Genomic DNA, 22,993 nt, shown 5'->3' on the forward strand with positions numbered 1-22,993 from the left:
CGCCCTACTCGGCGGCGCGCACGACCATGGCGGAGTTGAACCCGCCGCTGCCGCGGGCCAGGACCAGCGCGGTGCGCACCGGTGCCGGGCGCGGCTGGCCCAGGACCAGGTCGAGCTGGTAGTCCGGGCACGGGTCGACGTGCACGGTGGGCGGGATGACCCCGTCGCGGATGGCGAAGAACGCGGCGGCCAGGTCCAGCGGGGCCGCGCCCGAGTACAGGCGTCCGGTCATCGTCTTGGGCACGGTCACCGGGACGGCCCGGACTCCGAAGACGGCGCTGATCGCCTCGGCCTCGATGCGGTCCAGCGTGGGGTCGCCGGCGCCGTCGGCGAAGACGACGTCGATGTCGCCCGCGTCGGCGCCCGCGTCGGCGAGGGCGAGCTGGATGGCCTTGCGCAGGCCCGGCTCGCGGCCGCTGCCGGGCCTGGGGTCCATCGTCGAGCCGTGGCCGGCGATCTCGCCGTAGATGCGGGCTCCGCGGGCGCGCGCCGCGTCGCCGTCCTCGGTGATGAGGATCGCGCCGCCCTCGCCGGGCACGAAGCCGCGGGCGTCGCGGTCGAAGGGCAGGTAGGCGCGGGCGGGCTCGTCGCTGGTGGACAGCTTGCCGGTGGACAGCTGGGCCACCCAGCCCCACGGGCAGATGGAGGCGTCGACGGCTCCGGTGACGATCAGCGCGGTGCCCTTGCGGATCTGGCGGCGGGCGTGGGCGACGGCGTCGAGGCCGCCGGCTCCCTCGCTGACGACGACGCCGGCCGGGCCCTTCATGCCGTTGCGGATCGAGATCTGGCCGCTGTTGACGGCGTAGAACCAGGCGAAGGACTGGTACGCCGAGACGTACTGGCTGCCCCGGCCCCAGAGGTTCTGCAGCTCGCCCTGGCCGAACTCGAAGCCGCCCGCGGCCGAGGCCGTGATGACGCCCATGTCGAACTCGGACATCGCTTCGGGGTCGACCCCCGCGTCCTGCAGGGCCCAGTCCGTGGCCACCAGCGCGAGCCGGGTGACCCGGTCGGTCTGCGGCAGGATGCGCGAGGGCAGGTGGTCCTCGGCGACGAAGCCGGGGACCTCACCCGCCAGGCGGGCGGGGTAACTCGACGGGTCGAAGCGGGTGATCCGGCCGATGCCGTTCTTTCCGCCCAGAGTCGCCGACCAGTAGTCCTCGGCGCCCAGCCCGTTGGGCGAGGCGATGCCGAGGCCGGTGACCACCACCGACGTCATACGAGGCTCCTATCGGGGCTGGCCAGCACCATGGCGCTCTGGAAGCCGCCGAATCCGCTGCCGACCGTGAGGACCGCGTCGACCAGCTGGTCGCGCGCGGTAACCGGGACGTAGTCGAGGTCGCACTCGGGGTCGGGCGTCGTCAGGTTGGCCGTGGGGGGTACGACGTCGTACTCCATGGCCAGGGCGGACGCGGCGATCTCGATGGAGCCGATGGCGCCGAGCGAGTGCCCGACCATCGACTTGATGGAGCTGACCGGCGTGCGGTAGGCGTGGTCGCCGAGGCTGCGCTTGAAGGCCGCCGTCTCGTGCCGGTCGTTCTGCTTGGTGCCCGAGCCGTGCGCGTTGATGTAGTCGATCGCCTCGGGGTTCATGCGGGCCTCGCCGAGGGCGATGTTGATGGCCTCGGACATCTCCAGGCCATCGGGGCGCAGGCCCGTCATGTGGTACGCGTTGGAGCGCGTGGCGTAGCCGGCGATCTCGGCGTAGATGTGCGCGCCGCGCTTCTTGGCGCTCTCCAGCTCCTCCAGCACGAAGAACGCGGTGCCCTCGCCCAGCACGAACCCGTTGCGGGTGCCGTCGAAGGGGCGCGAGGCGCGCTGCGGGTCGTCGTGGCGGGGCGTGGTGGCCTTGATGGCGTCGAAGCAGGCCATGGTGATCGGGGAGATCGGGGCGTCCGAGGAGCCGGCGATCACCACGTCCGCCGAGCCCTCGCGGACCAGCTCGACGGCGTAGCCGACCGAGTCGAGGCCGGAGGTGCAGCCGGTGGAGACCACGGTGGAGGGGCCCTCGGCGCCCACGGCCCAGGCGACCTCGGAGGCGAAGGAGCTCGGCACCATGTGGTTGTAGAGGTGCGGGACCGCGTAGGTGTGGTCGACCAGGTCGAGCCGGCCGCCGTCGCTGACGACCCGGTACTCCTCGTCGAGACCCATCGTGGCACCGACCGCGGAGCCCACGGTGACGCCGATGCGGTGCGGGTCCAGCCCGCCCAGCTCGATGCCGCTGTCGGCGACCGCGCCGCGCGCGGCGACCACCGCGAACTGCGCGGCCCGGTCCAGGCGGCGCACCTCCTGCGGGTTCAGCCCGTGGGCGTACGGGTCGAAGTCGATCTCGGCGGCCACCCGGGAGCGGAAGGGCGCGGGATCGAAGAAGGTGATCCCCCGGGTGGCGGTGCGGCCTTCGCTCAGCAGGTTCCAGAACTTCTCCTTGCCGACACCACCGGGGGCGATCACCTCGATTCCGGTGATGACGACGCGTCGGCGGGTCACGCGGACGCCTCCCAGTTGTAGAAGCGTGCGGCCATCGCGTCGGCCGGCGAGCGCCAGGTCTTGGGGTCGTAGGCCTCGATGAAGGGCTTGAGGTCCTCGCTGATCCCGACGAAGCGCGGGTCGCTCTTCGCCTGCTCGATCAGCTCGCCTCCGTTGTCCTCGTCGAAGTCCTGGAGGTGGAAGTACAGGCCCCGGTACGAGAACAACTGGCGGCGCCGCGTTCCCATGCGCTGGGGCATGTCCGTCGCGTCGAATTCGGAGAACAGTTTTGCCACATCGGCGGACGAGGCTGCTGCCATCCGGGCGACAATCAACGTGCTGTGCATACGGTTTGGCTCCTCAGCGTGTGCGCGGGAGAGCGCGGTGCGGGCGCGGCCTGCATGGCCTGAATTCGCTACCGACTCGACGGTCCCGCCTGGCGATAGCGCGCCGCACGGGGGATTCTCGAATTCCGCCGGAGCGGGTGCGCCGCGCGCCTTCTCATGGATGGGGGCACGTACACGGGACGCCCGGCTCCCCGAGCGGGGTGCCGGGCGTCCGGGGCATTACGGTCCCGTCGTGCCGTGGGGAGCGCGACGGTTCACTCGCCGGCGGAGCGGGAGTGCACCACGGTGTACGTGTTGATGTACGGCTCGCCGGCGGAGACGGCGGAGACCCGGCTCTGGGCCTTCTCGCGCGCGGCGGACTGCTGCTCGGAGGCCTGGTCGCGGTAGGCCTCGTAGGCCTCCTTGCTGTCCCACTGCGCGTAGGAGACGACGAACTTGCCGTCGAGGCCGCGGGCGCGCAGGCCCTTGAGGACCACGTGCGAGCGGAAGCCGGGGATCTCGGCAAGGAACTCCTGGCCCTTGCCGAGGGCGTCGATGGCCTCGTCCTGGCCGTCGTCGGTCACGGAGAAGACGCCGAGGACGGTGTAGTCGTCGCGGTGCGGGCCGATCTCGACCTTGCCGCCGAGGGCGTCCGAGGTCACCGTGTAGGCGACCTCGTTCTGGAGCAGCTTGATCGAGGTGGTGATCTCGCCGAAGACGGGGAGGGTGCGGTGCTTGAACTCCTCGCCCTCGTAGCGTCGCTCCAGGTCCTCGCCGCTGCGCCACTGGATGAAGTTGCAGGTGCCCAGGCTGTCGACACCCGCGTGCACGGTGCTGTTCATCCAGCCCTCGTACGTCGCCGCGTCGACGATCTTCGTCATCTCCTCGACCAGGCGGTCCTGATGCTCAGGCGCGTCGGTGGTGAAGAGGTTGAGGACCGTCAGGTGCTTGTCCTCGAGGGAGATGAAGGCCATTTTTGTTCGCTTCCTGTGGAGAATACGGACGGAGCGGGACGGAACGGCGCTCAGTTGGCGGGGCCGAACCAGCGCGTGAGGGCGTCGGTGAAGCCTTCGGGGCCGGCGCCGGCGGGCGCGAGCCAGGCGACGTAGCCGTCGGGGCGGACGAGGATCGCGTCCACCGGGGCGTCGCATTCGGGCTGGTCGGCGCGGACCACCTCGACGCGGTCGGCCCAGCCGGCGGCCGCCTCGCGCAGGCCGTGGTCGCCGCCGATTTCGAGGAGCACGGGGCGTCCGGCGTTCAGCAGCGCGAAGACGGAGGTCTTCTCGCCGTCGACGACGAGGTCCCGGTCGGGCAGGCGCCGGCCGAGCAGCGGGTGGTCGCCCGCGCCGACGTCGTGGCGGATGTCGAGGCCGGTGACCATGCCGACGAGGTGGCGGCGGACCGATTCGTGGTTGTTGACCAGCTCGGCGAAGACCTCGCGCATCGGGGTGATGTCCTCGCCGCCGAGGTAGAGGATCCGCTGGGCGAGCGTGTTGGTCAGGATCCGGGCACCGACCGGGTGCCGCTCGGCGTGGTAGGTGTCGAGCAGGCCCTCGGGCGCCCGGCCCTGGATGTCCAGGGCGAGCTTCCAGCCGAGGTTCACCGCGTCCTGGACGCCGGCGCTCATGCCCTGCGCGCCGATGGGCAGGTGGATGTGCGCGGCGTCACCGGCCAGGAAGACCCGGCCGCGACGGTACTCGGCGGCCTGGCGGCTGTTGTCGGTGGTGGAGCTGACCCACAGCGGCGTGGCCCCGCTGATGTCCTCGCCCGTCAGGCGCTGCCAGGATGCGACCACTTCGTCGAAGGTGATCGCCCCGGGGCCCTTGCGCAGCGGCTCGGCGCTGTCGAAGTAGATGACGCGGCTGCGGTCCGGGCCCATGGGGATGACCATCACCATGCCGCCGGGGACGCGCTCGCCGCTGAAGCGCGGGCGCAGCTGTACGCCGGCCACGTCCGCGAAGCGCAGCTCGAGGGTCGGCTCGGTGCCGGGGAAGTCGATGCCGGCGAGCTTGCGCACGATGCTGCGCGCGCCGTCGCAGCCCACCACGTGGCGGGCGCGCAGGGTGAGGTCGCCGTCCGCGCCGAGCGCGGTGACCGTCACGCCCTCGTCGTCCTGGACCAGGCCGGTGACCTCGACGCCGCGGCGGATCTCGGCACCCAGTTCGCGCGCCCAGCCGCCGAGGACTCCCTCGGTACGGGCCTGCGGGATGCCGCGGGCGCCGTACGAGCCGCCTTCGATCACCTGGTAGTCGAGCGGGACGCCGCCGAAGTGGCCGAACGGAATGACGCCGACCTCGCCGAACCGGGTGATCAGGCCACGCTGGGCGAATTCTTCGATGGTCCGCGCAGAAAAGCCGAGCGCCCGGGATTCCTTGATCGGCTCGGCCAGTTTGTCAAGGACTATCACCGAGACTCCATTGAGCCTCAGCTCGCCTGCGAGCATGAGTCCGGTCGGACCGGCTCCCACAACAATGGCATCTACATCAAAGGTGCTCATCCCGCCTCTTCCCACTGGTGTTCGGCCAGTATCGAGAGGGCTCGGGCGGGGCGTAAAGAGCGATTGATACAGACCTTCGACAATCAATGACAGAAGAGCGTCGGCAATGTCAGATCTTTGTCAGGCGGCATTGCCCGGACGGGCCGGGGCAGGCGCATTCTCAAGGATGACCTCCACCGAAATCCTCGAAGAATCCGGCACCGCAAGCCTTCTTGTGGCGGGCCTTTTGAACCGCTATCTGGTCTCCCTCGACGACGAAGAGCTCGACGACGCCTGGGCGGCGGAGCTGTTCACCCCGGACGCGGTGGTGGCCTTCCCGCCGATGAGCCGGCACGAGGGCACCGCGGGCATGGCCGAGTTCCACCGCAAGGCCCTGTCGGCCTTCGCCGCCACCCAGCACCTGGGCTCCCCGGCCGTGGTCGTCCTGGACGGGGACCGGGCCACCCTGCGCGCCAACCTGCTCTCCACGCACGTGCACCACCCGCGCCACGTCCCGCCGCAGGGCGGGCTCGCGCCGCTGTTCGCCACCGGCACCTTCATCGACGGCGAGGCCCTGCGCACCCCCGCCGGGTGGCGGCTGACCCTGCTGTCCTTCCGCCTGCTGTGGGCGGACGGCACTCCCCCGCCGGCCGCGTAGGCGCGCGGGGTACGGGTGAGCGCGCGGCGCGGCCGGGAAGGCCGCCGCCGCGCGCTCGGGTGCCGGGGCCGCGGTGGCGCCCGGGCATCGCTCAGGTGTTGAGGGTCAGCACCCGGTCGACCTCGATCTCGATGACCACCCGGCCGGGCGGGTTCGGCGGCGCCGACCAGTACCGCTTGGCGTACCGCTTGACTCCCTCGGCCACCCGTCCGGGCTCGCGCACCACCGTGCCGGCGCCTTCCAGCGTGACCCAGGTGAAGCCCTGCACCTGGCAGATCGCCACCCGGCCGCCGGGCTCGGTCAGCAGGTTGCGCGCCTTGCGCGAGGAGGCGACGGTCAGGACCCGGACCAGGCCTGCCGTCCCGTCCCAGGTGAACCGTACGGGCGCCGTGTGCAGCGTCCCGTCGGGCCTGACGGTGGTGAGCACGCCCACGTGCTCGGGGTCGTTGAGGAACGCCTCGACCGAGGGCGAGACCTGCGGTGCGCCGGCGCGCTGCTTCGACAGCGACATCGGGTGACTCCTTCTTTCTCTGGGGCGTGAGCGGAGGGCGGGCCGGCGGCCGGGGCCGGAGCGGCGCTATCCGCCGGGTCGGGTTCCGCTCGCGACCGGCCGGCTTCGGCCATGGGTCACCAGGGGGGCCGGGCCGGCGGGGCGGCCGGCGGCCGGATCCGCACCGCGTACGGCGAGCCAGACCACACGGCGCAGCCGCGCGACGCGCGTGGCCAGGTGAGCGGAGAGGTGGGTGGAGTGCGGAGTGGATACAGGTCCGGCAAGCCGGTCGACCGGTGGGGTTCCGTACGGCACGGTGTCAGTCGATACCGCGGACGATGGTGAACTCCTCGTGGAACTCCGCGTCGTCCTCGTCCGCTCCGGCCAGCCGCAGCGGCGGCGCTGCCCCCACCGGGCCCAGGCCGAAGAAGTACATCTCGACCTCGCGGAAATCTTGCCTGATGTCGTAGGTGAACATGGGCGGCTCCTTCACGGTGAGTCGCCCCACGGTGTCAAGACCCGCTGGCGATCCGCTCGACGCCGGGTCGATCGCCGATCGAGTGAAGGCGGAGCCGGGCCGCCCGCTGGGCGGGCGAGCCGCGCCGCTGGGCGATCCGCGGCGGTTCGTCCCCCTCGAGGACGGCGAGCACCTGGGCGAGCGTCGTCTCGGCGCTGGTGTCGGGCAGTTCGCGCAGCAGCCGCGCGCAGTGGCCCACCAGACGTCCCGCATCGGCTCCGGACATCCGGGACCGGTCGTGTGCGGCGGTCAGCGTCAGCGAGCCGTCGGAGCCGCGGTGTGTGAGCAGGGCGACGGGGAAGGCGGTGTGCGCGCCGCTCGCGTACAGCGGCTCGATCCGCACGCCGTGCTCGGCCAGCCCGGCGCGCAGTTCGCGCGGCGGGCGCGGCACGCTCCCGACGGCCACCAGGCTCGCCAGCAGCGGCCCGCCGCCCGCGGCCCGGCCGGTCCACTCGTGGATCTGCCCGGCGGAGACCCACTCGTAGGCCGCCATGTCCAGGGCGCGGTCGCGCAGGTCCGTCAGCAGCCGGCCCAGCCGGTGCGCCGGATCGACCTGGACGGACATCGGCAGGCAGTTGCGCATCGGCGCGGGCAGCCGCTCGACGGCCTCCAGGGCGATGCCCCGCCCCGAAACGGTGACGCCGAATCCGACCTGCGCGGGGCCGCTGCGGCCCGCGCCGCGGTACAGCAGCATCGCCCAGACCGCCTGCAGCGCACTGGAATCGGGCACCGCCAGGGCCGCGGCCCAGCGGTGGAGCCGCTCGGCCTCCTGGGCCGACAGGCGCGCCTCGGCGCGGCCGCAGCCGCTCTCCAGGGTGTCCGGGCCTGGCACGGCGGGCAGCACGGCGGGCGCGCCCTCGGGTACCGTCCGGGTCCAGAAGTCCCGTGCGGGGCCCGGGTCCTGGTGCTCCAGCCAGCCCGCCCAGTCGCGGATGTCGGGCCGCCGCTCCCCGCCGGGCAGCGCGCCGCCGGCCAGGTAGGCCCGGTAGAACTCGTCCAGGAGGACGAACACGCTCCAGTCGTCGAGCAGGGCGTGGTGGAAGGTGAGCAGCACGCGCGTGGCGGGCGCGGCGGACGCCGGGTCGTCGACCAGGGTGACCCGCAGCGGTCCGGGGCCGCGCAGGTCGAAGCCGCGCAGCCGGTCGCGTTCCACCAGCTCGTCCCAGTCGACGCCGCCGGCCCGGTGGCGTACGACTTCGGCGGCGGCCCTGTCGTGCAGGACCACGCGCGGCCACGGCTCCCAGTCGACGGCGGCGCGCAGCACCGTCTCCCGGTCGGTGACGGACTGCCAGGCCGCGGTGAACCGCTCGGTGTCCAGCGGTCCGCACCAGCGCCAGGACAGCTGCTCGACGTGACGGCCGGTGCCGCGGTGCTCCAGCGAATCCAGCAGCAGGTCGTGCTGCCACCAGGTCAGCGGCAGGGCGGAGTCCGTCTGGCGGCCGCCTCGTCCCCGGTCCTTGCGCGGGCGGCTCTGCCTGGCCATGCGGTCGCCCTCCTCCGGTCCAGATCATCCCGTACGGGGCCCGGAACGCCGGAGGACCCGGGGAGCGGGCGCCCGAAGGCGCGGTACTCCCGGGCCCACCCTGGAGCAACCCGCTGCCGGGGACCTGGCAGGGCGCTGACGCGCCTCGAAGTCCGCCTCAGAACGCCTCAAGACCCGGACCCGGGCCCCGGGTCAGCTCGCGCTCTGGTTCATGGCCGACAGGAACCCCTGGTCGAGCATCGTCCCCACCGAGGTGTCGTTCGCGGTGGACAGCCCCGCGTCGTGGCAGGCCGTGCTCAGCAGGTAGCGGCCCATCACCGGGTGCGTGGCGAAGCCCCACTCCCCGCGGGTCGCCGCGCTGCCGTCCGGGGCGTGCAGCCGTGCGCCGCTCGCGCCGGACTCCTGGAAGCCGAACTCCTTGAAGCCCAGCCGCAGTCCCTGCCCGAGCGCCTTGCTGTACGCCTCCTTGAGGGTCCACAGCTTCAGCGCGTACGGGACCCGCTCCGCCTCCGGCAGTCCGGCGATCTCCGTCATCTCGGCCGGGGTCAGGATCTGCGCCTCCAGCAGTTCCAGCCGTACGTTGCGGTTGGCCGGCTCGACGTCCACGCCGATCCGGCCCGTGCGGCTGAGCCCGACGGCCATCAGGTCGCCGGTGTGGGACAGGCTCAGCTCGATCTGGTCGAAGCCGCGCAGATAGGGGCGCCCGCCCAGCCGGTAGGCGAGGTCGAGGTACTCCGGCGGGATGCCGAGCGCCGCCGCCGCCGTGTACTTGATGAGCAGCCGGGCGGCCGCGAAGCGGTAGCGCACGGTGGCGTCGGTGGTACGCCGGTAGCGGTCCCAGTCCGGCCCGAGCAGTTCGCGCAGCCGGGGTGTGGTCAGCACGCTGGGCAGCCATTCGCTCCAGGTCGTGTGGACCACCGCGTTGCCGAGCCCGGTCAGGTTCTCCTTCACCCCGTGCCACGGACCGTGCGGCCGCGGCACACGAAGGGGGGCGGCGCATCTCACCTGGTCCATCGTCGTCTCCTGCGTGTAGTGCCGTCCGTCCCGGTCCCGCGGGGCGGACGGCGATCTGGCCGGGGCGTTCGTCCACCGCCCCGACACCTCTGCGGTGCCGTGACCGGAAGGCGGGCGGGCCGCGGCCCGTCGTCCCGTTCCCGCCGTCGCCCGACGGTCCGCGGGGCAGGCGGGAACGTGACGAGGGGCCCTGGGTCACCGCACGCCTCAGCCCGCCAGCTCTGTCCCGTACAGGTCGAGGCTCCGCCCCTCCCGGCACCGCCCCAGCACCTCACCGAGCACCGAGCCCACCACGCCGTCGGGGAGGTCCGGCACCACCGCGCCCAGCCTCCGTGCGATCCGGCTCAGCGCGAGCACGGCCCAGGCGGGCTCCTCCAGGAACGATCCGGTCCCGGCCTGCCCCTCCCACATGCCGAGCACGGCCGCCGCCGCGAGCACCAGTGCGTAGCGGTCGGCCAGCGCGCAGGCCTGCGCGTCGAATCCGGTGCCGCCGACCGGCGCGCTCAACGCGGCGCACCGTGCCCTGAGCACCCGCAGCTCCGCCACGAACGTCTGCGCGAGCCCCGCCAGCACCGCGTGCGGCGACCCGTCGGCGTACCCGGAGCGCCCCTTCGCCAGCCGGCTCGCCGCGCCGACCAGGGTCGCCGTCAGCAGGTCGTCCGTACCGGAGTGCGCGAGGCGCCGGTGGTCGAACGGGGGCAACGGAGCCCCCGGTTGGAACAGTCCCGCCGGCGGCTCCGGTGTCTGGAACCACGCCGTGCGCGCCAGCGCCGGCAGCTGCGGCACGAGCACCGCCTGGCAGACGGCCGTCCCCGCGTGGCCGAGACCGGCCACCGGCAGGTCCCGTACGAGCTTCTGGAAGCCGCCGTACAGCGGCCCGCGGTCGTACCCGCGGGCGCCGAGCACGGTCGCCAGCTCCTCCAGGTCCTCACGCAGCAGGTCGGGCATCGTGTACTTGACCGCGGCGGCCAGCAGGTACGCGTCCTCCGGCAGCAGGCTCATCGCCCGCAGCCCGGTGACGGCCATGCTGTCGCAGGCCAGCAGGTCCGCGAAGACCCCGGCGAGCACCTTCTGCCAGCGTCGGGCGGGCAGTCCGTCGGGCCGGTTCTCCACGGCCGCGCGCACGGCCTGGCGCAGCACGCTGTCCACGCCGGCCAGCACCACGCCCGGAATCAGGCAGTGGCTGATCTGGAAGCTGCGCAGCGCCAGGGACACCCCTTCGCCGACCTCGCCGACCAGTGCCTCGGGCTCCGCGGCCACATCGGCGAACTCGAGTCCGGAGAAGTGCGCGCCGCGCATGCCCGGCATCTCGACCCGGCCCAGCCTGCGCACCTCGCCGGAGGCGGGCGGCTCGGGGCCGAGCAGCAGCACGGAGTGGCTGCGCGGTCCGTCCTCGCGCGCGGTGCGCGCGTACATGACGAAGGCCTCGGCGCGGTGGGCGTTGATGACCACGTCCTTGTGCCCGTTGAGCACCCAGCCGCCGTCCGGGCGGGGCTCCGCCGCGACCTCGTTGCGCAGGATCGCGTTGGCGTGCGCCACCTCGCGGTGCACGATCGTGACCCGGCCGCCGTCGAGGAGGTGCGCGGCCAGCGCCCGGCGCTGCGCTTCGTCCCCCGCCGTCCACACCGCGCAGGCGGCGAAGAGCGAGGTGATGCCGAACCCGTAGCCGAGCGCGAGGTCGCGGCGGAACAACGGGCGCAGTACCCGCGTGAGTTCCTCCAGGTCGGTGAGCCGGCCGCCGAGGTCGTACGGGACGAACTCGGCGCCCAGGCCCGCCTCGGCGAGGAGCGCCTCGGTGGCCGCAGGCAGCTCGCGGGCCTCGTCGGCGCGCAGCAGCGCCAGGTATCCGTGCGGGTTGTCCGGGTCGAGGGGGTCCCCGAGGGCCGCCTCCAGCCGGGCGGCGCGCTCGGGCGCGGCGGGCGCCGCCTCACTTCTGTCCCGTACGGGGGCGTGGGTTTCCCGTACGGGGGCCGTGGTGTCCTGGACCGCGGTCACAGGACTCGAACCGAGTCGATGGCGTACTGCGCGGCGTGGCGCAGTACGGACAGGCCAGCCTGGCCCATCGCCTCGCGCAGGTGCCGGCCGGCGGCCACCGCGTCGGTGCCCTCGCCCAGCACGCTCTCGATGTTCTCCTCGCACAGCAGCACGTTGTGCCGGGCCGTCAGGATCACCCCGGACTCGTCGGGCTCGACCGACCACTCGCCGGTGTGCGCGGTCAGCAGGGGCGAGGTCAGGGTCTGCTTGTAGCAGATGCGCTGGGCGCCCGGGAAACAGATGCGGACCGATTCGGTGCTGTGGGAGCTGCCGTTGAGGGACAGGCTGCCCATGGACATCACCTGTACGCCCGGCTCGTTCTCGACCAGCTGGAGCCGGTTGACGTGCGGGAGTTCGGCGGGCCAGTCCCCCGCCCGGTACAGGAAGTCGAACACCAGCTCGCTGGGGGCGTTGACCCGTACGGTGTCCTCGAAGGACCACACCAGGTCGTCCAGGCGCGTCCAGCGCTCGGCGAGTTCGGCCAGCCGGTCCAGCTGGGCGCGGCTGTTCTCGAGGGTGACCCGCTCGACCCAGGCCACGTCCGCCGGGACGTCGCCTGCGACGGTGAAGGAGTGCTCCAGGGTCACCTTGGCGGCGTGCTCACCCAGCGGGACCACCGTCCACACGCCGCTCATGGACTGCGTGGGCGCGGCGGGCAGGTCGTGGGTGAACTCCACGCGCAGCCGCTCCACGTCCAGGTGCCGGCTGGTCACCCAGGACTTGACGGTCCCGCCCGCGGTGACCCACATCTGCAGCCGTTCCCGCGTCCCGTCGAAGTCGAGCTGCTCGACGTGGACACAGGGCTGGAAGAATAACGGCCACCGGGTGGCGTCCGCGATCAGCCCGTACATCACTCCGGCCGGGGCCGCCGCGATCACTTCGTGGACCGTGCGGTGCACACGCGCATCCGACATCTTCCACACCCTCCTCATTGGTACGCCGGCCGGCTCCGACCGGCGGCGTCCGGGCTGCGGCGCCGCCGTACCCGCGGGGCTTCGACCCCGCCCGGCACGGTGCCACCACTGCGCCAGTGACCCTCGCACCGGCCCGTCCGCCTGCCGCTGGGCGCCGCCGACAGACGTTGTCGTGCGGCCCTGGGCAGACGGCCGTGCCCACGACACTGTCCGGAACCGCTCGCAGACCGCACGGGCTTGGCTGGAGCGCGGCTCCAGCCACCCGCTGCGTCCGCCTCGATCCGAAGGCCCGGCCTCCCCTTTTGGATCTGCGCCCGCTTCGCGCGGGGGTCCGGCCCCCTCCGCTCGAGCCGCCCTCGAGTCCGCCACCGAGACCCTCCGGGCGCAAGCCCGGGCGGGGGCCTCCCCCACGGACGACGCCTCCGGCGTCAAGGGGCATCCTGTGGACCTCCGCCGCACCGCGCCGGGACATGCAGCCGGGATCCACCGGTGCTCCGGCCGTCCGCGTCGGCTTCTCGACCATGGGGGCGGATCGTGACCGCACACCCCCCGCACCCACCGGCCGGTGGCCGATGGCCGAACGTCCTGGAGGCGATATGCGCGCCCTGCCCCCTTACACGTTCGTGCGCGCCGTGTGGGACGGACTGATCGTCCTCGGGCTGCTGGGCACCGTGGGACGGAGCGGCAGGGACGGCTGCCCGGTCCCCGGCCCGGTGTGGGACGCGCCCCCGCCGGGACATCCGGACCGGATGCGGCCCGATCTGCCGCTGACCCCGCTGGAGCGCCGGCTGCGGCGCGAGCTGAGCCGGTCCGCCCGTGCGGACGGACCGGCGTAGGGCCCGCCGTCACACGGGCGCCGTCACACGGGCGTCATCACACTGCCGTCGCCGCCCGAAGGGCGGCGGCTCACCGGCGCGGGGTCCCGGCCACGGCCACAGCCACGCTTCCGCCGGCCGGCTCAGGCATCGACCGCCCGCAGCACCGCGGCGGAGTTGAATCCGCCCCTGCCGCGCGCCAGCACCAGTACGGTCCGCAGCCCGGGCAGCTCCCGCGCCGCGCCCGTCACCAGGTCCAGCGGGCAGTCCGCGGCGATCCGCCGCGTCCCGGTGGTCGGGGGCGCCACCTTGTCGCGCAGCGCGAGCGCCGCCGCCGCCAGGTCCAGCGAGGAGCCCCCGGCGCCCAGCCGGCCCGTCATCGACTTGGGCGCGGTCACCGGCACCCCGTACGGCCCGAACAGCACGGCCAGCGCCTCGGCCTCGGCCCGGTCGGCGGCCCGCTCCCCGGCCCCGTCGGCGAACACCACGTCCACCTGGTCGGGGCTCACCCGGGCGTCGGCCAGCGCGAGTTCGGCCGCTTCCTTGAGCCGCTCCTCCCCCGGCCCGCCGTCGAAGGTCGCCGCGTACCCGGCCACCACGGCGTACCCGGTGACGCCGCGCGCGGCGGCGGCCGCCGCGTCCTCCAGCACCAGCAGCGCGCCGCCCTCGCCCACGACGTGGCCGCAGGCCTCCGCGTCGAAGGGGCGGTAGGCCCGCGCCGGATCGGGGTCGGTGCTCAGCCGGCCGTCCGCCAGGTGCGCGGCCCAGCCCCAGGGGCACAGCACCGAGTCGACGCCTCCCGTCACCATGAGGCCGACGCCCTTGCGGATCTCGCGCCGGGCGCGGGCGAGCGTGTCGATCCCGCCCGCCTGCTCGGTCACCACGGTGGAGGCGGGGCCGCGCAGGACGTGCCGGATGGAGATCTCGGCGGTTCCCGCCGCGTGGAACCAGGCGAAGGACTGGTACGCGCTGACGTGCCGGGCGCCCTTGCCCCACAGCGCCTCCAGCCCTCGCTGGCCGAACTCGGTGCCGCCCGCGGAGCTGGCCGTCATCACGCCCGCCCGGTGGCCGGGCAGCGCGGCCGGGTCGGCGCCCGAGTCCTCCAGGGCCTCCTTGGCCGCGACCAGGCTCAGGCGGGTGACCCGGTCGGTGGAGGGGAGCAGGCGGCTGGGGATGTGATCCTCGTCGACGAAGCCGGGGATCTCGCCCGCGATCCGCACGGGGTAGCCGGAGGCGTCGAAGCGGGTGATCGGGCCGATGCCGCTGCGGCCCTCCAGCACGGCGCTCCACCAGGCCTCGGTACCCAGCCCGTTGGGCGCGGCCACGCCGATGCCGGTGACCAGCGCCCGGGGCGCGGGCAGGCTCCGCACGCCCCGGCCCGCGCCGTTGCCGCCGCTCATGCCGTCTCCCGCAGCCGGGGCCGGGTCAGCACGGTGGCGGCGTGAAAGCCGCCGAAGCCGCTGGCGACGCTGAGGACCGTACTGGTGCGCTGCTCGCGGGCGAACAGCGGTGTGTAGTCCAGGTCGCAGGTCGGGTCGGGCTCGTGCAGGTTGGCGGTCGGCGGGACCGTACTGTGCTCGATGGCCAGCACGCTGGCCGCCACGTCCAGGGCACCGGCGGCGCCGAGCGCGTGTCCGATCATCGATTTGATGGAGCTGACCGGGACGCGCCGGGCGTGGTCGCCCAGTCCCTGCTTGAACGCGTGCGTCTCGTGCCGGTCGTTCTGCAGGGTGCCGGCCCCGTGCGCGTTGATGTAGTCCACGTCGACCGGGTTCAGCCGCGCCTCGTCGAGTGCCGCCCGGATGGCGTCGGCCATTTCCTGGCCGCCCGGCCGCAGCCCCGTCATGTGGTGCGCGCTGCTGTACGAGGCGAAGCCGGACAGCTCCGCGTACGCGTGGGCGCCCCGGCGGCGCGCGTGCTCCAGCTCCTCCAGGATCACCACGGCCCCGCCCTCGCCGAGCACGAAGCCGTCGCGGGTGCGGTCGAAGGGGCGCGAGGCGGTGGCGGGGTCCTCGTTGCGGGGGCTGGTGAGGCGGATGCGGTCGAAGCAGGCCATGGCGATGGGGGAGATCGGCGCCTCCGCCCCGCCCGCGATCATCACGTCGGCGCTGCCCTCGCGGATCAGCTCGGCGGCGTGCCCGATCGCGTCCAGGCCCGAGGTGCAGCCGCTGGAGATCAGGCTGACCGGGCCCTGCGCGCCGCTGTCCCGGGCCACGGCGGCCGCCAGCGAGCTGGGCACGAAGTAGTCGTAGAGGCACTCGGCGGCCCGGGAGTGGTCGACGTTCCAGGTGTTTCCGAAGTCGCTCAGCAGCGCGTACTGGGTGGCGAGCCCGGTGGTGCAGCCTGCCGCGTTGCCCAGGCTGACCCCGGTGCGCAGCCGGTTCCCTGCGGCCAGTACGGCGTGCAGGCCGCTGTCGGCCACCGCCTCCCGGGCACTGACCAGCGCGAACTGGGCGGCCCGGTCCAGGCGTTCGGTGTCGGCGAGGGTGAAGCCGTGCGCGGCGGGGTCGAAGTCGACCTCGGCGGCGACCCGCGAGCGGTAGCTGGCGGCGTCGAAGAGGGTGACGCCCCGGGTGGCGGTGCGGCCCGAGGTCAGCAGAGCCCAGAAGTTGGCGGTGCCCACGGCTCCGGGGGCCACCACGCCGACCCCGGTGATGACCACGCGCTTCACCGCACACCCCCCGCGCTCGCGCTCGCGTTCGCGTTCGCCGCCGCCTCGTACTCGCGGCAGGCCTCGCCGACCAGGGCCGGCAGTACGTCCCCGCCGGCGAAGAAGTGGTCGCCGCCGACGGTGCGTACGGTGATCGGCCCGGTGGTCCACTGCCGCCACTCCTCGAGGGCGGCGGGCACGGCGAGCGGATCGTCACTGCCCGCGAAGACGAGCAGGGGCAGGTCCACGGATCCCCCGGTGACGGGGTCCAGGGCCGCCTGGCGCAGTGCTCGGGCCAGGCGCAGGTCGTCGCGCAGGACGGGCAGCACACTGCGGTGCCACAGCCCGCCGGGGTGGGCGGCGGCTCCCTTGGGCAGCGAGCCGAGGTCACCCAGGAGGGGCAGCAGCAGTTCGTCGGGGTGTTCCGCCGCGGCCACCAGGGCGGCGCTGGCGTGCGGCGGCAGGCAGGCGCCCACCGCGAGGAACAGCGGCGCCGGCACCCCGGCGTCCGCCAGCGCCCGGGTGAGCGTGTACGCCACCAGGGCGCCCAGACTGTGGCCGTACAGCGCGTACGGTCCGGACCGGGCCGCCTCCAGCAGCGGGGGCAGCAGGTCCGCCAGCAGATCTGCGCGCTCGGTGACGCGCGGCTCGCGCCGCCGGCCGTCACGGCCCGGCAGCACCAGCGCCGCGACGTCCACTCCCGGTCCGGCCGCGACGGGCCAGCGACGGTAGCTGGCCACCCCCGCGCCCGCGTGGGCAAGGCAGTGGAGCCGTACCCGCCGCCCCACCGCCCCCTCTACCGCCGTCAGCGAAGCCATCGGTCGCCCTCCTCCGGGAAGCTGTGCGGGGCACGTTCGTCGTTCGGCGCCGCCGCGGCCCGAGCGTCACCCGTGTGCCTTGAGTGGTACTCGATTCAGGCTGCGTACAGATCGAAGGTCGAGCTGCGCCGCGGCCCGCAGGCCACGTCCAGGCGCGGGTCGACGGCGAGCATCGCCTGGTGCAGCCGCTGGAGTTGCGGCGAGGGCTCCACGCCGAGCTCGTCGATCAGCCGCTGGCGCATCCGGCGGTAGACGTCGAGCGCGGAGGCCTGCCGGCCCGACCGGTAGAGCGCGACCATCGCCTGCGAGTGCAGCCCCTCGTGCTGGGGGTGGCGGGCGATCAGGTCGGTGAGCTCGGCGATGAGTTCGATGTGCCGGCCCAGCCTCAGGTCGGCGTCGATGCGGCGCTCGCGGGCCACCAGCCGGCTCTCCTCCAGCCGCATCACCTCGATGTCGAGGATCGGGCCGACGCGTACGTCCACCAGCGCGGGCCCCTCCCACAGGTCCAGTGCGGCGCGCAGGCACTTGGCCAGCCGGTCGTCCTCGCCGTCCTCGAACGCCTGCTGCCCCTCCGCCACCAGGCGCTCGTAGGTGCGCACGTCGACCGCCTCGGGCGGCACCTGGAGCAGGTAGCCGCCGTACCGGGTGGCGAGCACGTCCTTGGCCGAGCCGGGCGCGTCCGGGCCCATGGCGGTGCCCAGTCTGCGACGCAGCTGGAGGATGTAGGTCTGAAGCGTGGTCAGCGCGCTCTGCGGCAGGTGGGTGCCCCAGATCTCTTCCATCAGGGTGGGCACGGGCACCACCCTGCCGGGGTAGAGCGCGAGCAGCGCCAGGATCTGGCGCGGCTTGCCCGCAGTCGGGACGACCGATATACCGTTGACTTCGACATTCAACGGACCCAGGACCTTGATCTTCATGATTCCCCTCCGCGCCTTGCCGGCCGACGTCGGCAACAAGCCGGTGTTCGAGTTTTTCGATACTGTCGCCTTCTGGCCCTTCTTGTCTTTGCCGTCGACGGCGGACGAGGGGCACCATATCCTTCTCCGACCGTGTCCTATGCAGGAATTGAGCGCATCTTGAGCGCTCTTCCAATACAGCGGCCGCCGGCCCGGCGCACAGACGGTCGGCATAGCGCCGACAACACCTCGCCACCACCGACGACGCGTCGCGTAAAGGCCCATATCGCCCGACCGAGTTCTCTTTCGGCGCTCTAGGAGGCGCTGCTAGGTTTCCGGCCATGGCAACGGATTCGACGGAGCGCAGCGCCGACCCGCTCACCCGCGGGTTGCTGAACCGAATCGCCCTGGACCAGGCCGCGGGCCCGCCCGGACTGCAGGGCCTGCCCGATCCGACCGTCATGCTGCGGCTGTTGAGCGCCTGGCACCGGCGCGGGGTGCAGGTTGGCTTTCCGGACCTGAGCGGCGACCAGCCGTGAACCGGCGAGGCGCCTGAATCTCCCTCAAGGAATACTCCACGAATCCCCGTGTACGGCCGATAAATCCTCCACCGGTGCCGGGAAGCGCCTAGGATCTGATAAGGAAGGAAGGATCCGCGGCCATTTCCGAGTGAATGCCGAGTACGGATCTGCGGCCGCGTACGTGCCGGGTCTCCCCGTGCGAGGATGAGATGGAGTTTCGGATCCTGGGCCCCGTCCAGGTCTTGGGCGAGCGCGCCGATATGTTGATCACACCGGCCGGTGCCAAGCAGCGCGCCCTTTTGGGGACGCTCGTCGTGAAGGCCGGCCAGGTCGTTTCCGCGGACCGGCTCGTCGACGAATTGTGGGGCGAACATCCGCCCGCCAACGCCGCCAATGCCCTCCAGACCCATATCGCCCGGCTGCGCCGGCTGCTGCCCGTCCCCGCACCCGGTTCCGGTTCCGGCGGGAGCCACCACGAGTGGCTGGTGACCCGCCCGCTGGGCTACGTCCTGTGCCTGGGCCGGGCCGGCACCGACGCCCAGCGCTTCCACCGCCTCACGGCCCAGGGCCGTTCGCTGGCCGCCACCGACCCGGCCCGTTCGGCCGAGGTCCTGCGCGAGGCGCTGGCGCTGTGGCGCGGCCCCGCCCTGGAGGGCGCGGGCCGCGGCACCATCTGCTCGACCGAGGCCTCGCTGCTGGAGGAGAGCCGGCTGATCACCCTGGAGACGCTGTACGACGCCTGCCTGCGGGCCGGCGGGGCCGGGGAGGTCGCCGGCGAGCTGGCGGAGCTGACGGCCTCTCACCCGCTGCGCGAGCGGTTCTACGAGCTGCTCATGACCGCGCTGTTCCAGTGCGGGCGCCAGGCCGAGGCGCTGGGCGTCTACGACCGGGCGCGAAGCCGGCTCGTGCACGATCTCGGAGTGGAGCCGGGGCCGGTGCTGCGCGGACACATGGAGTCGATCCGCCACCGGCAGGACCCGGCGCCCCGGGAAACCGGAGAGACACACGAGGCGGCGGACATGCACCCGCTGCGTGCCGAGGTGGCCCGGCTGCGCCACCAGGTCGATGTCCTGACCCGGCAGCAGCGGGAACTGACCGACCGCCTCGAGCGGCTGGCCACGGACCGTGCGGCGAGCCGCTGACGGCCCCTGCGGCGCCCGTACACACCACTGAAGCCCTTCTCCCCGACCCTCGGACGAGGGCCCGGGAGAAGGGCTTCAGTGGTCGCGCCGCCGTCTTGCGCGGGGCCCGGACGGTCAGGTCGTCCGCGCCACGAGCCGCCCGCCGCCGGGACCCGCCGGAGCAGTCACCGGGAGCGGCGCCTTGGGCGGAGCCGCGCTCTCGGGGTGCGCCACCAGGATGGAGCGCTGCAGCCTGCTCAACGCGGCCGAGGGCTCGAGGCCCAGCTCGGAGACGAGCGTGGCGCGCAGCCGCTGGTAGACGTTGAGCGCCTCGCCGCGTCGGCCCGAGCGGTGCAGCGCCAGCATGAACTGACCGTGCAGGCTCTCGTGCAGGCGGTACTGCTTGACCAGGACGGTCAGCTCCGACAGCAGCTCGCGGTGGCGGCCCAGGCGCAGATCCGCCTCGATGCGCTGGTCGAGCGCGCACAGGCGCAGCTCCTCCAGACGCCTGACCTCCGTCTCGATGCGGCTTCCGGCCTGTACGTCGGTGAGCGCGGGACCGGTCCACAGCGAGAGCGCGTCCGCCAGCCGGCGTGCCGCACCCTGGTAGTCGTCGGCGTCCATCGCCCGGTAGCCGGCACCGGCCCTGCGCTCGAACTCCCGGTAGTCCACGCTTCCGCCACGGGTCTCCAGGCGGTAGCCGCCGGGGAGGGTGGCCAGGATGTCCTTCGGGGTGCAGCGTTCGTTCTCGCCGTACGCCAGTGCCACGCTGATGAGCTCACGCAGTTGCAGGACGTACGTCTGCAACGTGGTGCGCGCACTGCGCGGCGGGTTCTTCTCCCACAACTCCTCGATCAGGGTGGCCACGGAGACCACCTGATCGGCGTGGAGCGCGAGCAGGGACAGGACCTGTCGCGGCTTGGGTGCCGTCGGCGTGATCGACACCCCGTTCTCATGAACGGACAGCGCACCAAGCACTTCGATGTCCACGTTCTCCCCAAATGTAGCCTGGAGGCCGGTTCGCGGCCTGCGCGTTTTTTTTCCGCGTTTCCCGCTGCCGGGGTCCGGGTGCACAGACAACCGGACCCCTTCATAACAAAACAGCGCAGTCGGTTTGTCAATCCCAGACACCGAAACCGAGGGTCCGACTGTCTGTTTTCAGCCACTCTTTGGCTTCACGACCACCCCAGTCGCTCCGTCCGGACACCAATCGCCCCCTGCCCAAAGCGAGTCGGCGCACCGATCCACTCGAACACCGGGGAACGGGGGCCGCCGCGACATGACCGAAACCGCACCCGGCCGGCGCACACAAAAGGCCCCGGCCTCCTCGCGAAGACGCGAGGAGGCCGGGGCCGCCTTCCGTACCTGCCCCTAGCTGCTTTCACCTGCAGAAACGCAGTGCACGGGCAACCGGGTCCAAGATTTCACTATGCGAATGAAAACAGACCAACCGGTCTCTCCTAGTCGCCGAATGATCCTTCCGGTTCCAAGGCCGCGAGGCGGTCCCCCGCCGCCAGTGCCGGCAGCAGCAGCTCCCAGAACCGGGCGATCGTGTGCGGCGCGAGCCAGACCTGCTCCCGGGAGCCGAGCACCTCGAAGCCCGCGGTCGCGGCCACGACCGCGATCACGGCGTCCTCCGGCGCCACCCCCGGCCGCAGCTCCCCCGCCTTCTCGGCCTCTGCCACGGCCTCCTCGACCCAGCGCCGCCAGTGCTCACGCAGGCCGTCCGGTGCGACGCGGGCCGCGTCGCCGCACAGCCCGAACCCCGCCCGCAGCACCACGTCCCCGCGCAGCCCCAGGGCGAGCCCGTGGGTCACGTCGACCAGGTACTGGAGCCGGCCGGCCCCCTCCCGCGACGCCACCCCGGCGATGATCCGCAACCGGTCCAGCGCAGCGCTCTCCACGGCCTCGGCCAGGGCGGCCTTGCTGGCGAAGTGGAAGTGCAGTGCCCCGCTGCTCACCCCGGCCTGTGAGCTGATCATGGCGAGGGACGCCACCGTGAAGCCCTCGCGGTCGAAGATCTCGGCCGCGGACCTGATCAGGCTCTCCCGCGTACGCACCGCACGTTGCTGCTTGGCCATCGATCGCTCCGTTACTGCGGGGGATTTCCGTGTTTGCGGGAGGGCAGGTCCGCGTGTTTGCTGCGGAGCATCGCCAGCGAGTTGATGAGGACCTCGCGGGTCTGGGCCGGGTCTATGACGTCGTCGACGAGGCCGCGCTCGGCCGCGTAGTACGGGTGCATGAGCTCGGACTTGTACTCCTTGACCATCCGCTCGCGCATGGCCTCGGGGTCTTCGGCCTCGGCGATCTGTCTGCGGAAGATGACGTTGGCCGCGCCCTCGGCGCCCATCACCGCGATCTCGTTGGTGGGCCAGGCATAGGTGAGGTCGGCGCCGATGGACTGGGAGTCCATGACGATGTACGCGCCGCCGTAGGCCTTGCGCAGGATCAGCGAGATCCTCGGGACGGTGGCGTTGCAGTACGCGTACAGCAACTTGGCACCGTGGCGGATGATCCCGCCGTGCTCCTGGTCGACACCCGGCAGGAAGCCCGGCACGTCCAGCAGCGTGATGATCGGAATGTTGAACGCGTCGCACATCTGGACGAACCGCGCCGCCTTCTCGGAGGCCTCGATGTCGAGCACGCCGGCCAGCGACTGCGGCTGATTGGCCACCAGGGCGACCACCTGGCCGCCCAGCCGCCCCAGGGCACAGATGATGTTGCGCGCCCAGCGCTCGTGGACCTCCAGGTAATCGCCGTCGTCGACGAGCTCCTCGATCACCTTGGCCATGTCGTACGGGCGGTTGCCATCGGCCGGAACCAGGTCCAGCAGCACCTCGGTGCGCCGGGTCTGGGGATCCGTGCACGGCACGCACGGCGGGTACTCGCGGTTGTTCTGCGGAAGCATGGAGAGCAGGTAGCGGACCTCGGCGATGCAGGTCTCCTCGTCGTCGTACGCGAAGTGCGCCACGCCCGAGGTGCCGGCGTGCACGTCCGCGCCGCCGAGGCCGTTCTGGGTGATCTCCTCGCCCGTCACCGCGCGGACCACGTCCGGGCCGGTGATGAACATCTGCGAGGTCTCCCGGACCATGAACACGAAGTCCGTCAGAGCCGGGGAGTAGGCGGCGCCGCCCGCACACGGGCCCAGCATCACCGAGATCTGCGGGATGACACCCGAGGCCCTGGTGTTGCGCTGGAAGATGCCGCCGTAGCCGGCCAGCGCCGAGACGCCCTCCTGGATACGGGCACCGGCACCGTCGTTGAGGGAGACCAGCGGGGCACCGGCCGAGATGGCCATGTCCATGATCTTGTGGATCTTCGTCGCGTGGGCCTCGCCCAGCGCCCCGCCGAAGATCCGGAAATCGTGCGCGTACACGAAGACCGTACGGCCCTCGACCGTGCCCCACCCCGTGATCACACCATCGGTGTAAGGGCGCTTGTCCTCCAGGCCGAAACCGGTCGCCCGGTGCCGGCGCAACTGCTCGACCTCGCTGAACGAGCCCTCGTCGAGCAGCAGCGCGATCCGCTCACGAGCGGTCAGCTTGCCCTTGGCGTGCTGCGCCTCGGTCGCCCTTTCGCTCGGTCCGGCGAGCGCCTGCGCACGGACCGCATGCAGTTCGGCCACACGCCCGTAAGCGTCCGCCGTCTCCGCAGAGGCCCGAGGAATGTCATTCACAACGGTCACGACACGTCCCTCCCAGGGTGCGGCCCGATCGACGATCCCATCGTAACAAACCGCCGCAGCGGTTTCTGTAACGAGAGTATGGCGGGCACACGAGATCAGCCATGGATAGATG

Annotated in this window: 22 protein-coding genes; 4 read left to right on the forward strand and 18 right to left on the reverse strand. The window is 72.6% G+C overall.

Annotated elements, in window-relative coordinates; all coding sequences use genetic code 11:
• Positions 1–4 precede the first annotated feature (4 nt).
• From ACFYM0_RS27630 to ACFYM0_RS27650, 5 genes are all read right to left on the reverse strand, one after another.
• Complete coding sequence (locus tag ACFYM0_RS27630; RefSeq protein WP_388506029.1) at positions 5–1,216, reverse strand: ketosynthase chain-length factor; 1,212 nt, start codon at positions 1,214–1,216, stop codon at positions 5–7.
• Positions 1,213–2,484, reverse strand: a complete 1,272-nt coding sequence (locus ACFYM0_RS27635; RefSeq protein ID WP_388506031.1) for a beta-ketoacyl-[acyl-carrier-protein] synthase family protein — start codon at positions 2,482–2,484, stop codon at positions 1,213–1,215. Before ACFYM0_RS27635 ends, ACFYM0_RS27630 begins: the two co-directional genes overlap by 4 nt.
• A complete protein-coding gene (locus tag ACFYM0_RS27640) occupies positions 2,481–2,810 on the reverse strand; it encodes a TcmI family type II polyketide cyclase (RefSeq protein WP_327257938.1) in 330 nt (109 codons plus the stop codon). Before ACFYM0_RS27640 ends, ACFYM0_RS27635 begins: the two co-directional genes overlap by 4 nt.
• Before the next feature lie 254 nt (positions 2,811–3,064).
• A complete protein-coding gene (locus tag ACFYM0_RS27645) occupies positions 3,065–3,763 on the reverse strand; it encodes an antibiotic biosynthesis monooxygenase family protein (protein ID WP_388506033.1) in 699 nt (232 codons plus the stop codon).
• A gap of 50 nt (positions 3,764–3,813) precedes the next feature.
• Positions 3,814–5,286: an FAD-dependent monooxygenase gene (locus tag ACFYM0_RS27650; RefSeq protein ID WP_388506035.1), complete on the reverse strand. Its 1,473-nt coding sequence runs from the start codon at positions 5,284–5,286 to the stop codon at positions 3,814–3,816.
• Between the two features lie 166 nt (positions 5,287–5,452).
• On the opposite strand from ACFYM0_RS27650, the gene ACFYM0_RS27655 reads away from it, so the two are divergent.
• On the forward strand, positions 5,453–5,923 hold the full coding sequence (locus ACFYM0_RS27655) for a nuclear transport factor 2 family protein (protein ID WP_388506037.1): 471 nt from the start codon (positions 5,453–5,455) through the stop codon (positions 5,921–5,923).
• 91 nt (positions 5,924–6,014) lie between these two features.
• Here ACFYM0_RS27655 and ACFYM0_RS27660 read toward each other — a convergent pair whose 3' ends face one another.
• The 6 genes from ACFYM0_RS27660 to ACFYM0_RS27685 all read right to left on the reverse strand — a co-directional run bounded on the left by ACFYM0_RS27660 (position 6,015) and on the right by ACFYM0_RS27685 (position 12,375).
• Positions 6,015–6,434 (reverse strand): pyridoxamine 5'-phosphate oxidase family protein, encoded by a 420-nt coding sequence (locus tag ACFYM0_RS27660; protein ID WP_388506039.1) that lies wholly within the window; start codon positions 6,432–6,434, stop codon positions 6,015–6,017.
• A gap of 298 nt (positions 6,435–6,732) precedes the next feature.
• Entirely contained in the window at positions 6,733–6,891 is a 159-nt protein-coding gene (locus ACFYM0_RS27665; RefSeq protein ID WP_388506041.1) for a hypothetical protein, read from the reverse strand.
• 34 nt (positions 6,892–6,925) lie between these two features.
• Positions 6,926–8,413 (reverse strand): condensation domain-containing protein, encoded by a 1,488-nt coding sequence (locus tag ACFYM0_RS27670; RefSeq protein WP_388506043.1) that lies wholly within the window; start codon positions 8,411–8,413, stop codon positions 6,926–6,928.
• A gap of 192 nt (positions 8,414–8,605) precedes the next feature.
• Entirely contained in the window at positions 8,606–9,427 is an 822-nt protein-coding gene (locus tag ACFYM0_RS27675; protein WP_388506045.1) for a 4'-phosphopantetheinyl transferase family protein, read from the reverse strand.
• 207 nt (positions 9,428–9,634) lie between these two features.
• Positions 9,635–11,422 carry an acyl-CoA dehydrogenase gene (locus ACFYM0_RS27680; protein WP_388506047.1) on the reverse strand — a complete coding sequence of 596 codons (1,788 nt, stop codon included), beginning with the start codon at positions 11,420–11,422 and terminating at the stop codon, positions 9,635–9,637.
• On the reverse strand, positions 11,419–12,375 hold the full coding sequence (locus ACFYM0_RS27685; RefSeq protein WP_388506049.1) for an aromatase/cyclase: 957 nt from the start codon (positions 12,373–12,375) through the stop codon (positions 11,419–11,421). The genes ACFYM0_RS27680 and ACFYM0_RS27685 overlap by 4 nt, the downstream gene beginning before the upstream one ends.
• A gap of 596 nt (positions 12,376–12,971) precedes the next feature.
• Between ACFYM0_RS27685 and ACFYM0_RS27690 the strand changes: the two genes are divergently transcribed.
• Entirely contained in the window at positions 12,972–13,211 is a 240-nt protein-coding gene (locus tag ACFYM0_RS27690) for a DUF6059 family protein (RefSeq protein WP_388506051.1), read from the forward strand.
• 122 nt (positions 13,212–13,333) lie between these two features.
• On the opposite strand, the gene ACFYM0_RS27695 is transcribed toward ACFYM0_RS27690, so the two are convergent.
• From ACFYM0_RS27695 to ACFYM0_RS27710, 4 genes are all read right to left on the reverse strand, one after another.
• Positions 13,334–14,590 carry a ketosynthase chain-length factor gene (locus tag ACFYM0_RS27695; protein ID WP_388506053.1) on the reverse strand — a complete coding sequence of 419 codons (1,257 nt, stop codon included), beginning with the start codon at positions 14,588–14,590 and terminating at the stop codon, positions 13,334–13,336.
• The gene (locus ACFYM0_RS27700) at positions 14,587–15,861 is read right to left on the reverse strand and encodes a beta-ketoacyl-[acyl-carrier-protein] synthase family protein (protein WP_388506055.1); all 1,275 of its coding nucleotides are present in this window, start codon (positions 15,859–15,861) and stop codon (positions 14,587–14,589) included. Before ACFYM0_RS27700 ends, ACFYM0_RS27695 begins: the two co-directional genes overlap by 4 nt.
• Complete coding sequence (locus ACFYM0_RS27705; protein ID WP_388506057.1) at positions 15,858–16,658, reverse strand: thioesterase II family protein; 801 nt, start codon at positions 16,656–16,658, stop codon at positions 15,858–15,860. Before ACFYM0_RS27705 ends, ACFYM0_RS27700 begins: the two co-directional genes overlap by 4 nt.
• Before the next feature lie 95 nt (positions 16,659–16,753).
• The gene (locus ACFYM0_RS27710; protein ID WP_327257925.1) at positions 16,754–17,575 is read right to left on the reverse strand and encodes an AfsR/SARP family transcriptional regulator; all 822 of its coding nucleotides are present in this window, start codon (positions 17,573–17,575) and stop codon (positions 16,754–16,756) included.
• A 320-nt stretch (positions 17,576–17,895) separates the two neighbouring features.
• Between ACFYM0_RS27710 and ACFYM0_RS27715 the strand changes: the two genes are divergently transcribed.
• The gene (locus tag ACFYM0_RS27715; protein ID WP_388506059.1) at positions 17,896–18,093 is read left to right on the forward strand and encodes a hypothetical protein; all 198 of its coding nucleotides are present in this window, start codon (positions 17,896–17,898) and stop codon (positions 18,091–18,093) included.
• A gap of 242 nt (positions 18,094–18,335) precedes the next feature.
• Positions 18,336–19,217 (forward strand): BTAD domain-containing putative transcriptional regulator, encoded by an 882-nt coding sequence (locus ACFYM0_RS27720; protein ID WP_388506060.1) that lies wholly within the window; start codon positions 18,336–18,338, stop codon positions 19,215–19,217.
• Between the two features lie 114 nt (positions 19,218–19,331).
• Here the strand turns inward: ACFYM0_RS27720 and ACFYM0_RS27725 are convergent, their stop codons facing one another.
• From ACFYM0_RS27725 to ACFYM0_RS27735, 3 genes are all read right to left on the reverse strand, one after another.
• Positions 19,332–20,186: a BTAD domain-containing putative transcriptional regulator gene (locus ACFYM0_RS27725; RefSeq protein WP_388506062.1), complete on the reverse strand. Its 855-nt coding sequence runs from the start codon at positions 20,184–20,186 to the stop codon at positions 19,332–19,334.
• A 470-nt stretch (positions 20,187–20,656) separates the two neighbouring features.
• Positions 20,657–21,277: a ScbR family autoregulator-binding transcription factor gene (locus ACFYM0_RS27730; RefSeq protein WP_388506063.1), complete on the reverse strand. Its 621-nt coding sequence runs from the start codon at positions 21,275–21,277 to the stop codon at positions 20,657–20,659.
• An 11-nt stretch (positions 21,278–21,288) separates the two neighbouring features.
• Positions 21,289–22,881 carry an acyl-CoA carboxylase subunit beta gene (locus ACFYM0_RS27735; RefSeq protein ID WP_388506064.1) on the reverse strand — a complete coding sequence of 531 codons (1,593 nt, stop codon included), beginning with the start codon at positions 22,879–22,881 and terminating at the stop codon, positions 21,289–21,291.
• Positions 22,882–22,993: the final 112 nt, after the last annotated feature.

Source organism: Streptomyces sp. NPDC006487 (assembly GCF_042870555.1).
Classification (GTDB): domain Bacteria; phylum Actinomycetota; class Actinomycetes; order Streptomycetales; family Streptomycetaceae; genus Streptomyces.